General features: G+C 67.2%; 11 protein-coding genes and 1 pseudogene. 9 read left to right on the top strand and 3 right to left on the bottom strand.

Going from position 1 to position 12,415, the window contains the following annotated elements:
• Window positions 1-383 precede the first annotated feature (383 nt).
• Window positions 384-968 carry a TetR/AcrR family transcriptional regulator gene (locus NA3_RS31545; protein WP_227995065.1) on the bottom strand — a complete coding sequence of 195 codons (585 nt, stop codon included), beginning with the start codon at window positions 966-968 and terminating at the stop codon, window positions 384-386.
• Between the two features lie 267 nt (window positions 969-1,235).
• Between NA3_RS31545 and NA3_RS31550 the strand changes: the two genes are divergently transcribed.
• On the top strand, window positions 1,236-1,574 hold the full coding sequence (locus tag NA3_RS31550) for an NIPSNAP family protein (RefSeq protein WP_062967936.1): 339 nt from the start codon (window positions 1,236-1,238) through the stop codon (window positions 1,572-1,574).
• A 93-nt stretch (window positions 1,575-1,667) separates the two neighbouring features.
• The gene (locus NA3_RS31555; RefSeq protein ID WP_062967938.1) at window positions 1,668-2,435 is read left to right on the top strand and encodes an SDR family NAD(P)-dependent oxidoreductase; all 768 of its coding nucleotides are present in this window, start codon (window positions 1,668-1,670) and stop codon (window positions 2,433-2,435) included.
• 251 nt (window positions 2,436-2,686) lie between these two features.
• Here the strand turns inward: NA3_RS31555 and NA3_RS31560 are convergent, their stop codons facing one another.
• Window positions 2,687-3,184, bottom strand: a complete 498-nt coding sequence (locus NA3_RS31560) for a flavin reductase family protein (protein WP_062967940.1) — start codon at window positions 3,182-3,184, stop codon at window positions 2,687-2,689.
• 327 nt (window positions 3,185-3,511) lie between these two features.
• Here NA3_RS31560 and NA3_RS31565 point away from each other — a divergent pair, with 327 nt between their 5' ends.
• From NA3_RS31565 to NA3_RS31575, 3 genes are read left to right on the top strand one after another with little or no spacing between them, the layout of a single operon-like run.
• Window positions 3,512-4,504: an alpha/beta hydrolase gene (locus NA3_RS31565; protein WP_062967942.1), complete on the top strand. Its 993-nt coding sequence runs from the start codon at window positions 3,512-3,514 to the stop codon at window positions 4,502-4,504.
• A gap of 2 nt (window positions 4,505-4,506) precedes the next feature.
• Complete coding sequence (gene acs, locus NA3_RS31570; RefSeq protein WP_062967944.1) at window positions 4,507-6,450, top strand: acetate--CoA ligase; 1,944 nt, start codon at window positions 4,507-4,509, stop codon at window positions 6,448-6,450.
• 55 nt (window positions 6,451-6,505) lie between these two features.
• The gene (locus tag NA3_RS31575) at window positions 6,506-7,381 is read left to right on the top strand and encodes an SDR family NAD(P)-dependent oxidoreductase (protein ID WP_062967946.1); all 876 of its coding nucleotides are present in this window, start codon (window positions 6,506-6,508) and stop codon (window positions 7,379-7,381) included.
• A gap of 85 nt (window positions 7,382-7,466) precedes the next feature.
• On the opposite strand, the pseudogene NA3_RS31580 reads toward NA3_RS31575, so the two are convergent.
• Window positions 7,467-7,745: pseudogene (locus NA3_RS31580) on the bottom strand (SDR family oxidoreductase); the annotation flags it as partial.
• Window positions 7,746-8,068: 323 nt separating this feature from the next.
• Between NA3_RS31580 and NA3_RS31585 the strand changes: the two are divergent.
• The 4 genes from NA3_RS31585 to NA3_RS31600 all read left to right on the top strand — a co-directional run bounded on the left by NA3_RS31585 (window position 8,069) and on the right by NA3_RS31600 (window position 12,410).
• A complete protein-coding gene (locus NA3_RS31585) occupies window positions 8,069-9,262 on the top strand; it encodes an acyl-CoA dehydrogenase family protein (RefSeq protein ID WP_062967948.1) in 1,194 nt (397 codons plus the stop codon).
• Window positions 9,255-10,427, top strand: a complete 1,173-nt coding sequence (locus tag NA3_RS31590) for an acyl-CoA dehydrogenase family protein (protein WP_084492036.1) — start codon at window positions 9,255-9,257, stop codon at window positions 10,425-10,427. Before NA3_RS31585 ends, NA3_RS31590 begins: the two co-directional genes overlap by 8 nt.
• A 366-nt stretch (window positions 10,428-10,793) precedes the next feature.
• The gene (locus tag NA3_RS31595) at window positions 10,794-11,786 is read left to right on the top strand and encodes an acrylyl-CoA reductase family protein (protein ID WP_062967950.1); all 993 of its coding nucleotides are present in this window, start codon (window positions 10,794-10,796) and stop codon (window positions 11,784-11,786) included.
• Between the two features lie 114 nt (window positions 11,787-11,900).
• Window positions 11,901-12,410 carry a nuclear transport factor 2 family protein gene (locus NA3_RS31600; RefSeq protein WP_084492045.1) on the top strand — a complete coding sequence of 170 codons (510 nt, stop codon included), beginning with the start codon at window positions 11,901-11,903 and terminating at the stop codon, window positions 12,408-12,410.
• Window positions 12,411-12,415 lie beyond the last annotated feature (5 nt).

Below are 12,415 nucleotides of genomic sequence, written 5' to 3' on the forward strand. Positions count from 1 at the left end.
AGTGCGGTCAGAGTAGACGGGTTTCTCCGACCCCGTCAACCCTCGGAAGAACATCCGGGCGGCGGATACCTCCCTGACGACTCCCACCGGACGAGTCGCCGCCAGAACCGGACGCGCGACCGGGAGACAGCTCTGCGAACAGGGGCCGAGTGCGTCATCTGGTCACCTCGCGGACGATTCGACGTATACGAGAAGTCTGTTCCGCGTGGCCCGAGCCCAGTACCCGCCAAGCATCGGGCGGTGGAGGCTTCTTACCCGCCGATTGCCGGGTCGAGGACGACCTGCACACCCACGCCACCAACGGCGCATGAAAAAGCCCCGCTCGCCTGCTGGAGGCGAGCGGGGCGCGGGGTATGGGCGGGACCGGAGGTGTAACCGCCGGATCAGTCGCGGCCGCCGCGAGCCGGGCGGTCGTAGCGCCCGGCGGCCAGACCCGCCGCCACGGCGTTGGTCGCGGCGCGGCCGGCGGTGTGCAGCGGTGCCGAGGACCGTGTCGTGCGCGCGAGCAGCACCGATCCTTCGATCAGGCAGAAGATTTCGACGGCGACTTCGCGCGCGCGTTCGGCGGTCATACCGGCCGTGGTGAAACGTTCCTGCAACACCTCCAGCCACGACTCGAACGCCTCCGCGGCAGCGGTCCGCATCAGTTCGTCGTTGTTGGCGACCTCCAACGCGATCGTCGCGATGGGGCAGGCATAGCCGTAATCGGTTTGCTCCAGCATGCCGGCGGCTTGGACGAAGGAATCGGCCGTCGCCTCGACAACGTCGGCGCCGGGCGGGTACACCGATTCCAGCAGTTCCCGGTACCGGGCGCCGCCGTGAGCCAGAGCGGCGGCGCCGAGTTCCTGCTTACCGCCGGGGAAGAAGTGATAAAGCGACCCGTAGGGCGCTTCGGCGGCGGCGAGCACAGCCTTGATGCCGGTAGCCCCGAAGCCCTGACGGCTGAACAGCTCCGTCGCAGACTCCACGAGGCGCTCTCGTGTTTCAGGCCGCTTACCGAGGGTTGACGAGGTGGGTGACATGTGTCTAGATTACGCCACTAGATCAATCTGTCGATATGTGACCTTCGACCTAGTGGGATCCTCTCCGGCATCAATGTCGGTCAAGCGTCCGATCAACGGCCCGATCCCGCCCCCTCGGCCACGAATCCTCTCACACAAAACCCGGCGGACTCCGGCTTTTTCGGAGCCATAGCGGGGCTGTTGCCCCCACCGGATTCTTGATAGATTGATCTAATGGATGATAATCAACGAGTCTTCGAACTCCGCACATACGATGCTGTACCAGGCAAAATCGACGCACTTCTGACGCGGTTCCGTGAGCACGCGGCGGCACTGTTCGAGAAGCACGGAATGACCAACATCGGTTTCTGGGTCGCGAGCGACGACGAGGGCAAACCCACCGAAACCCTGGTCTATCTCGTCGCTCACGAAAGCCGGGAGGCCGCCAAGAAGTCGTGGGAGGCCTTCTGGGCGGATCCCGAGTGGCTCGCCGCCAGGTCCGACGGCGAACAGGTCACGGCCAGTGCGTCATCGATGTTCCTCGACCCCACGGGTTTCTCCGAACTGCGCTGACACGCTGCCGCCCCCTCGCGGGGCTTCCCCGGCGACGCGCCGGGCCATCTCGACATCTGCCCCGGCCTCGCCGGGCCATTCGGAGGATTTTGCATGAATTCGTTGTTCGACCTGACCGGGCATGTTGCCCTGGTGACCGGGGGTAATTCCGGGATCGGGCTCGGTATGGCGCACGGGCTGGCACAGTCCGGTGCCGATGTGTGCATCTGGGGCACCAATGCCGAGCGTAACGAGGCTGCCGCACAAGAGCTTTCGAAACACGGGACTCGAGTCCGCGCGGTCCGCTGCGACGTGGGTGACGAGGACGCCGTCGCGGCGAGTTTCACCGAAACGCTGGACTACTTCGGCAGGGTCGACTCCTGCTTCGCCAACGCCGGCACCCACGCTCCCGATATCCGGTTCGTCGATACCACGCTCGCGGATTTCCGCTCGGTCACCCGGGTGAACCTCGAGGGTGCGTTCCTCACACTGCGCACGGCGGCCAAGCACATGGTAGAGCGCGGGGGCGGTGGCGTGCTCGTGGGCACCTCGAGCGTCTCCTCGATCCACGGCACTCCGCGCGGTCAGGCGTACGCGGCGAGCAAGGCCGGACTGTCCGCGATCATCCGGGGCTGCGCGGTCGAGCTGGCCCGGTACGGAATCAATGCGCACTCACTGATCGTCGGCTGGACCGAGACGCCCTTGATCTCCCGAGAGCTCAACAATCAAGCGTGGGAGGAGGCTGTCATGAAGCGGATGCCGCATCGGCGCTGGGGCGAGCCGAACGATTTCGCGCGGCTGGCCGTCTATCTGGCCGGCGGTGTCGGCGGATTCCAGACCGGCGACGAAATCGTCGTCGACGGCGGATACTCCATTTTCTGACACCCCCCGCCGGGTGCCGAGGTCCGCGAGCCGGACCTCGGCACCCGGCTGTTTTGTCCATCTCCTGGACTTATCCTGTGCTGCAAGACAATTCATGGCCCTACGTCCGCTCCACGAGCATCGACGACGGGTCGACGGCGACCGACCCGTCGCCCTTGGTGCCGACGACCGGGCGACCGCGATGGCGGCCCGGCCCGATGACGTTCACGCGGGCGGCAATTCCCGCGTGGACCGATCACATGGTGAACCGATCAGATGGCTGCGAGGCGGCGGAACCGGCTGCCGTGGAACACGAGCGGCGCCGCTTCGGGATCGGCTCGCAGACCATGGATCTCGAAGAGTGCGACGGTATGGTCGCCTGCCGGGACCTCGCTGTAGAGCGAACAATCCAGCCACGCCGTAGCGCCGTGCACGAAAACACCTCCCGCGGAAGTGCGGTCCCAGGCGATATCCGCGAAGCGATCGGACTTCTTGCGGGACAGGCTCATACAGATCTCGTCGTGGCCCTCCGCCAGGACGCTGATCCCCAGCCGGGCACAGCCGCGCAGCCGTGGCCAGGTGGACGAGGATGTCTGGAAGCACACCGAGACCAACGGAGGCGTGACCGAGACCGAGGTGAACGCGCTGGCCGCCATGCCGATCGGCTCGTTGTCGACCATCGCGCACACCGCGGTGACACCCGACGGAAAGCACCCGAACGCCCGGCGCAGCACAACAGAGTCGGCGGTCATCGCCTCGAAAGCAATCATCGTTGCGGTGGACCCTCCGTTCGGACCGGATGCGGAACTCGCCATGACGGAAACGGGAGCTGGTGTTTTCACGGAGTCTCTCCCAACATTTCGGCCGCGAGAACGACGATGCGCCGCTCCCTCGTCGGTGCCGCGACCCAGAGTGATCCACGGCACTAGATAGATTGATCTAGACATGAGACTAGGGGTACGTCTCCAGCGCGTCAATAGGCTGACAGACGACGTCGACCGGCCGGTGCGCGGACCGCCAGATGGCGGATGTTCCGCTCGGCAATAACGTCGTTTGGTGGCTACGCCCCCGCGCGATCGAGGGATTGACTGGTTTCCATGACGCAAACAACCCCGTTCACCAGCACCACCCCGGCCCGGCCGCCGTTCGACGCCGAATTGGTCCCGGTGTTGCAGGCGTTCCGTTCCCTCGTGCCCTGGCTCACCGACGAGACCCTCGACCGGGTTCGGGAACTGTCGACCACCGGCATCCCCGGCCAGCCCATGCCCGACTGGACCGCCGGCGGCAAGGTACGTGTCGATGAACGGACGATCCCCGGTCCCGATCAGGAGCTGCAGCTGACGGTGCTGACACCGGCGACCGGGACCGGCCCGTGGCCGCTGCTCTACTACATCCACGGCGGCGGCATCGTCGCAGGCAACCGGTACGGCGCGCTCTCCGAAATGCTGGCCTATGTTGCCGACGGCAGCGCCGTGGTCGCCTCGATCGAGTATCGGCTCGCCCCCGAACATCCCCATCCAGCACCGGTCGAGGACTGCTACGCCGGCCTGTGCTGGGCCGCCGAGAACGCCGACCTGCTGAACATCGACGCCGACCACATCATCGCCATCGGGTTCAGCGGTGGCGGCAACCTCGCGGCGGGTGTCTCGCTGCTGGCACGTGATCGCGGCTTCCCGGCGCTCACCCATCAGATCCTCGGCTGCCCCATGCTCGACGACCGCCTGGAGACCCACAGCGCCCAGATGCTCGACAGGGAAGGGATGTGGGATCGCAACGAGAACCTGTGGGCCTGGACCGCGCTGCTCGGTGACCGCCGCGGTACCGACGACGTCAGCCCGTATGCGGCGCCGGCTCGGGCGGACGATCTGGCCGGGCTGCCGCGCACCTTCATCGATATCGGGTCGGTCGAAAGCTTCCGCGACGAAGCCCTCGACTACGCCCAGCGCCTGTGCCAGGCCGGGGTCAACGTCGACCTGCACATGTGGGGTGGCGGCTTCCACGGATTCGACATCGGCATCAGCCAGCCGGCGGTCTCCCAGGCTTCGCTCGCGGCGCGCGACGAATACATCCGCCGGGCATTGGAACGGTAAGGATGACCGTCAATTCGTCACCGACGGTGTACCCACCGTCCGAAGATTTTGCCGCGCAGGCGAATGCCCGCGCGGAGCTGTACGACCGAGCCGCGGCCGACCGGCTCGGGTTCTGGGCCGAACAGGCCCGGCGCCTGGACTGGGCCACCGATTTCACCGAGGTGCTGGACTGGTCGGATGCCCCGTTCGCGACATGGTTCGCCGACGGCACGCTGAACGTCGCGGTCAACTGTCTCGATCGGCACGTCGCCGCCGGCAAGGGTGATCGGGTCGCGATCCACTGGGCCGGCGAGCCCGGCGACACCCGCGACCTCACCTATCGGCAATTGCTCGCCGACGTGTGCCGGGCCGCGAACTACTTCACCTCCCTCGGCCTGACGGCAGGCGACCGCGTCGCGATCTACATGCCGATGGTGCCCGAGGCGATCATCTCGATGCTCGCCTGTGCCCGGCTGGGGCTGGTCCATTCGGTGGTGTTCGCCGGCTTCTCCGCGGGCGCGCTGCGCTCCCGGATCGACGACGCCGGGGCGAAACTCGTCATCACCACCGACGGTCAGTATCGCCGCGGCCGTCCCGTCGGGTTGAAGGCGAATGTCGACCTCGCACTGGACAGCGGCGACACCTCCGTGGACAAGGTCCTGGTCGTCCGCCGTACCGGCCATGACTCGGATGCGAATTGGGTTGCGGGCCGCGACGTCTGGTGGGACAACACCGTGGCAGCGGCGAGTAGTACGCACGAACCGGCGCCCTTCGGCGCCGAGCACCCGTTGTTCCTGCTGTACACCTCGGGTACTACGGGCACACCCAAGGGCATCGTGCACTCCTCCGGCGGCTACCTGACCCAGGCGTCGTACACGTTCCATTACGTGTTCGACCACAAGGAGGGTCACGACGTCTTCTGGTGCGGGGCGGACATCGGCTGGATCACCGGCCACTCCTACCTCGTCTACGGGCCGCTGTCCAACGGCGCCACCACGGTCGTCTACGAAGGCACACCCAACACTCCCGACGAACACCGCCACTTCGAGATCATCGAAAAGTACGGCGTCACAACCTATTACATCGCGCCCACGTTGATCCGCACCTTCATGAAGTGGGGCCGCGAGATTCCCGACGGTCACGATTTGAGCTCGTTGCGTCTGCTGGGCTCGGTCGGTGAACCGATCAATCCCGAGGCGTGGCGGTGGTATCACGAGGTCATCGGTGGTGGCCGCTGCCCCATCGTCGACACCTGGTGGCAGACCGAGACCGGCGCCATCATGATCTCTCCCCTACCCGGCGTCACCGCGACCACGCCGGGCGCCGCGATGGCACCCCTGCCCGGGATCGGCGCCGCCATCGTCGACGACCACGGCGATCCTGTGACCGACGGAGAAGCGGGCTATCTCGTCCTCGACCAGCCGTGGCCGGCCATGCTCCGAGGCATCTGGGGTGATCCGGACCGATACCGCGAGACCTACTGGTCACGGTTCGCCGATCGGGGCTGGTATTTCGCCGGCGACGGTGCCCGCTACGACAGCGACCACGCACTGCACGTCCTCGGGCGTATCGACGACGTCATGAACGTCTCCGGACACCGGATCTCCACGGCCGAAGTCGAATCCGCGTTGGTCGGCCACCCGGTCGTCGCCGAAGCAGCGGTCGTCGGCACCACCGACGCGACCACCGGGCAGGCGATCGCCGCCTTCGTCGTCCTCCGCACCGGCGCCACACTCGCCGGGGACGACCTCGTCGGCGAGCTGCGCGACCTGGTGTCGCTGGAGATCTCCCCGATCGCGAAACCCAGCGCGATCACCGTCGTGCCCGAGTTACCCAAGACTCGCTCGGGCAAGATCATGCGGCGACTGCTCAGAGACGCCGCCGAGGGCCGCGAACTCGGCGACACCTCCACACTCCTCGACCCCACCGTCCTCGAAACCATCCGGGGCACAATCCCCTCGCGATAGTCCAGGTCGAATCCCCTTATACCCCACCGTCATTCGACGGAGACAGGAGCACATCATGGTATGGCCCTCCGGTGAAGCAGCCTTCGTGACCGGTGCCGCGTCCGGCATCGGGCTCGGGATCGCACGAGCACTCGTCGCGGCGGGAGCGAAAGTCGCACTCGCCGACATCGACGGCCCGCGACTCACCGACGTCGCCGCGGAACTGACCGCCGCCGGCGGGGTGGTCACCACGATCGAACTCGACGTCCCAGACGCCGATCAGTGGACCGCCGCCGCCGATCGTGCCGAGCAAGCGCTCGGCCCGATCTCGATCCTGTGCAACAACGCCGGCGTCAACGGTGGCGGAGCGATCGACGAGACACCGCTCGAAGCCTGGCGCTGGGTCCAGCGGATCAATATCGAGGCCCAGTTCGTCGGGGTCTCGACCTTCCTCCCCCGGTTCAAGGAGCGCGGCGGGCGCGCACACATCATGAACACGGCCTCCATGGCGGGTCTGGTGCCGATGGCCAACGTGGGCGCTTACGTCTCGTCGAAGTTCGCCAGCGTCGGCTTCACCATGGTGTTGCGGAAAGAGCTTCACGGCACCGGCATCGGAGTCTCGCTGCTGTGCCCCGGCACCGTAGCCACCCGGCTGAATGTGACTGCCGCACAAGCGGAGACGAAGGTACTCGGCCACGCGCCCGATGCCGCCGCCGTAGCACAGTCGGGCGCGATGCTCGCCCAGGGCGCCGATCCCGACCGCGTCGGCGAGCAGGTCGTCCAAGCGATGCAGGACGGGCAGTTCCTGATCATCACCCATCGCGAATGGGGACCGCTCGTCGACGAGGTACATCGCGAGGTCGAACAGGCATTCACCGAATTCGACGGCCGTCACGGACCCGATCGGACGGCGCAGATGCTGGTAGCCGGAGGCAACCCGATCACACCGTAGTTCGCAGCGCAGCCTGAACCGATCCACCTGGCGGCCGATCCGTCGCTCGGGCCGAGGCGGAGACAGCCGCCTCGGCCCGCGTCGTTCACATCATGAATCCGCCACCGCAGACAAGGGTTTGGCCGCTGACGTAGTCGGATTCCGGGATGCACAACAGGTACACCGATCCGGCCGCGTCCGGAGTGCCGGCCCGGCCGAGCGGGATCCCGCTCTCCATGGCCGACAGCACATCGGGATTGACGCCGACCTCGACCCGGTTGCCGGCGACCTCGATGGTGGCGTCACCGCCCGCGGGAGCCTCGGTGAGCCGGGTCTTGATCAGCCCGAACGCCACGCTGTTCACGGTGACGTTGTAGCGCCCCCAGACCAGGGTGGCCCCGCTTGGGCATCGACTCCGGCCGCGACCCACCCGTCGTTCCGATCGAGGGCCGTGATCGCCGGGGAGAAAACCGGCGCAGTTGCCTCGGCGTTGACAGGGCGGAACGCGCACCTTACCGTCGAACAATTAGATCGTTCTATTTACAGCGATCTATTATGCCCCGGCCGATCACCGCCGCTCCCGGCACCCCGAGCTCGACGATGTCGACCGAGGTCCCGCGCGCGGCTCGCAGGGGCTACGTGTTGCCGACAACGAAGGAGGCCCGATGCAGTTTTCCGGCAGGCGCGCCGTGATCACTGGAGCCGAAGGTGAGTATTGATGCCGACGCCGCGCGGGTCGCGGAGGCCGCGCGCACGGTCGTGGCCGAACACGACCCCCGATCCGTTCCCCTGACCGAGTTCTTCGGGGCGAGTTACGACGCCGGCCTGGCGTGGGTGCATTTCCCCGAGGGCCAGGGCGGATTGGGCGTATCGCGCGGACTGCAAGCCGTCGCGGACGCGATCTTCCAGGAAGCGGGCGCCCCGAATCCGTTCAGCCTCAATCCCATCGGCTACGGCATGGCCGCGCCGACGGTGCAGGAGCACGCGCAGACCGACGAGCTGAAGCGCGCCTGGCTGCGCCCGCTCGCGACGAACGAGAACATCTGGTGCCAGCTGTTCTCCGAGCCGGGCGCCGGGTCGGACCTGGCCGGGCTCGCGACCTCGGCGGTCCGCGACGGTGACGACTGGCTGGTGAACGGGCAGAAGGTGTGGACCACCCTGGCCCACCGGGCGAGCTGGGCGTTGCTGCTGGCCCGCACCGATCCCGACCTGCCGAAACACAAGGGCCTCAGCTATTTCGTGGTCGACATGCGCGCACCCGGCGTCGAGACCCGCCCGTTGCGCCAGATGACCGGCCAGGCGGAGTTCAACGAGGTCTATCTGACCCAGGTCCGGATTCCCGACGCCCACCGGCTGGGTGCGGTCGGCGCGGGCTGGCAGGTGGCGATGACCACTCTGATGAACGAACGCAGCTCGATCGGTGCGAGCGGCACCCGGCGCGGCGACGGGACGATCGCCGACGCCGTAGCACTGTGGGCGCAGCGCCCCGACCGCCACACCCCCGTGCTGCGTGACCGCCTCACTCAGCTCTGGCTGCGCTCGGAGGTGCAGCGGCTGACCGCCGACCGCTCCCGCGCCACCGCCACCGTCCGTGGCCCCGGCCCGGAGGGTTCGATCGGCAAGCTCGTCGGCGCCGAATTGAACAAGCAGGTCTACGAGTTCTGCATGGACCTGCTGGGACCGGAGGGGCTGCTCTACGGCGACTACACCATGCGCGACATCGGTGCCGGAGAGGACGAACTCGGCCCGGTGCAGCAGCGCTTCCTGCGCTCGCGGGCCAACACCATCGAAGGCGGCACCTCCGAGGTGCTGCGAAACATTCTCGGCGAGCGGATCCTGGGTCTGCCCGGTGACCTGCGCGCCGACTCCGGACGACCCTGGCGTGAGGTGCCCCGTGGCTGACGACAAGACCGAGGAATTCGCGTTCACGCCGGAGCAGCAGGAACTGCGCATGGCGGTCCGTGGCTTCTGTGCCGACAATTCCGACGAGGCGACCGTCCGGCGACTGATGGAGTCCACTCCCCCGTTCGACGAAAAGGCCTGGGCGCGACTGGGTTCCGAGCTCGGGGTACTCGGGCTCGGCGTGCCCGAGGAGCTCGACGGCTCGGGCGGCGGCATCGTCGATGCCGCGATCGCCGTCGAAGAACTCGGGGCCGCCCTGTTCTGCGGACCCGTCTTCGGCACCATCGCGTTGTCGATCCCGGCGCTGGTCGCCGCACCCCACACGCCGGTGCGCCGGGAGGTACTGAGTCCGCTGGTCACCGGCGCCCGCACGGCCGCGTTCGCGGTGCCGGACCGGGCCGGACGCTTCGCCGGCGATGCTGTAACCGTGGAGGCCACCGAATCCGGCGGCGCATGGACCGTATCCGGCACGATCGAACGCGTCGTGGACGCGGGTGCGGCCGACGACCTGCTCCTGACGGCGAAGGGCTCGGACGGGGTGGCCTTGTTCGTCGTCGACGCCGCCGGGTCCGGGGTGGAACGTACCGCGCTGTCCACGATGGATTCGACACGGCCGCAGGCCACGATCCGGTTCCACGACGCTCCGGCTCGGCTCCTCGCCGGCCCGGACGAGGTGGAGCGAGTCTGCCGGCACGCGCTGCATGTCGGTACCGTGCTGCTTGCCGCCGAGCAGGTCGGCGGGGCCCAGCATCTACTCGACCGCAGCGTCGCCTACGCCCAGGAGCGGCTGCAGTTCGGCCGGCCCATCGGCTCGTTCCAGGCCGTCAAACACCGGCTCGCCGACATGCTCGTCGAACAGGAACACGCCCGCTCCGCCGCCTACCACGCCGCCTGGGCCCTGCAGGACGGCGCCGACGACCCTGCGCTCGCGACGTCGATCGCACAGGCGACCTGCTCGGCGGCCTACACCCGCATCGCGGCCGATACGGTCCAAGTGCACGGCGGCATCGGCTTCACCTGGGAACACCGGACGCACCTGTACTTCAAGCGGGCATTCACCGATGCCGCTCTGCTGGGCAGTGTGGAAGAACACCGCGACCGGATCGCCGAGATCGTACTCGACCACGCCGCAATCGATTACGAGGTTCCGGTCGCGACCGGATAGCTCCGGGAGACTGCCACGCGGTCCGTCATCTCGACGGTCCGCGTGGCCGATCCTGGGTTCGCCGCTGAAAACCGATGGGCGGCACCGGTGTTCGGTGCGGCCCATCGGTGTCCATCTCCTCGGGATCGGAGCGGCCTCTCGCTTCCAGCCGTTGACGCGGCGCAGGACAGGTGATTATTCTCTATTAGATCAATCTATCTACTCGCTCGGCTCCTCCCCGCGCCCCAGCGAAACGGGTTCCCGTGCCGGCGATAGATCTGGTTTGACATCGCAGAACCGAGCCATCGGAGAGCTCGCCCGACATCCCTCCGCTGCAGGCCCCATGGCCGCGGCACTCGAGACCGGGACCCGATCCAGGAAGGTGTTATGTCCAAGTCCTTCAACGCTTTCGTTGTCAACAAGAGCGAGGCCGGCTTCAGCGCCGGTGTACAGCAACTCACCCTCGACGACCTGCCCGCAGGTAACGTCACCGTGCGCGTCCAGTTCTCGAGCGTCAACTACAAGGACGGCCTCGCCTGCCTCCCGGAGAGCCCCGTGGTGACCGCGTACCCGATGGTGCCGGGTATCGACATCGCCGGAACCGTGGCCGAGTCGAGCGACCCGCGCTTCACCGTCGGCCAGGAGGTCGTGGCCATCGGCCGTGGGCTGGGCACCGATCGCTTCGGCGGATACGCCGAATACGCGCGACTGTCCGGCGACGTGCTCGAGCCGTTGCCCGAGGGGTTGACGCTGAAAGAGGCCATGGCGCTGGGCACCGCGGGTTTCACTGCGGCGCTGTCGATTCAGCGGCTCGAACAGAACGGGCTCGACCCGAGCAAGGGCCGCGTGCTGGTGACCGGTGCGACGGGCGGAGTGGGCAGTACCGCGGTGAGCATGCTCGCCGGTCTCGGCTACGAAGTCGTCGCAAGCACCGGCAAGACCGACGAGCACGACTACTTGCGGGAACTGGGCGCCTCCGAGGTCCTCGGGCGCGAGGAAGTCTCCGCACAGAGCCCAGCCCCCATCGAGGCAGAACTGTGGGCCGGCGGGGTGGACCCGGTGGGTGGCGACACCCTCGCCTACTTGCTGCGCACCACGCGCTACGGCGGTTCCGTAGCCAACTGCGGCCTCACCGGCGGTCCGGCGGTGAACACCACGGTGCTGCCGTTCATTCTGCGCGGCGTCAACCTGCTGGGGATCGATTCCGTCATGTGCCCGGAGGATGTGCGCGCTGCGGTGTGGCTGCGTCTCGGGACGGACCTCAAACCGAAGAACCTGCTGGAGAGCATCTCTCACGAAGTCGGCCTGGACGGTGTGCCCACGGTCGCGTCCGGCATCCTCGCCGGCGCCATCCGGGGCCGGACCGTCGTCCGTCTGTAAAACTCCTTCGCCGCCCGATTACACATCGCCGACACGACACCGCCGTCGGCACAGATTCCACCGACCGGCCCGGAACCTCCGGTCCGGCCCGACCTCAATGGAGAGGTGCTGAAAATGTCTCAATTCACCCGGGAGCAGATGGAAGAGTTGCTCGCCCTTCACGAAAAGGCGGAGTTCGAACTCGATCTGGATGCCACGCTCGAAACACTCGTCGACAATCCCGTGTACGAGCTCCCCGCCCTCGGATGGCACATCGAGGGAAAAGATGCCGTGCGGGAAACCTACGAACGACTTTTGCGGGGCGGCGATGAACGGAACATGTGGGCCGATAAGCGAGTGCACGCGATTTCCGAAAACAGCCTCAGCCGAGAGGCATACGTGTACATCGACACTGCGGACGGCAAACGCGTCACCGGGCAGTATTTCGTCGTGATGGAGTTCGAGGGCGATAAGATCGCCGGCGAACGCATGTACATGGACACGACTTTCGCGCAGGTGATGGAGGAAATCCTCGGTCCCGATTTCGGCGAGGTCCCCGGGGTCTCGCGGCTCGCCGACGTGGTGCCGCCGCCGGTCCCGCGACTGGATCGGGCCGCCGCGCACGCGGCGAATTCGAACCACTGACCCGG

Origin of the sequence: Nocardia africana NBRC 100379 (assembly GCF_001612635.1) — a bacterium.
Lineage (GTDB): Bacteria > Actinomycetota > Actinomycetes > Mycobacteriales > Mycobacteriaceae > Nocardia > Nocardia africana.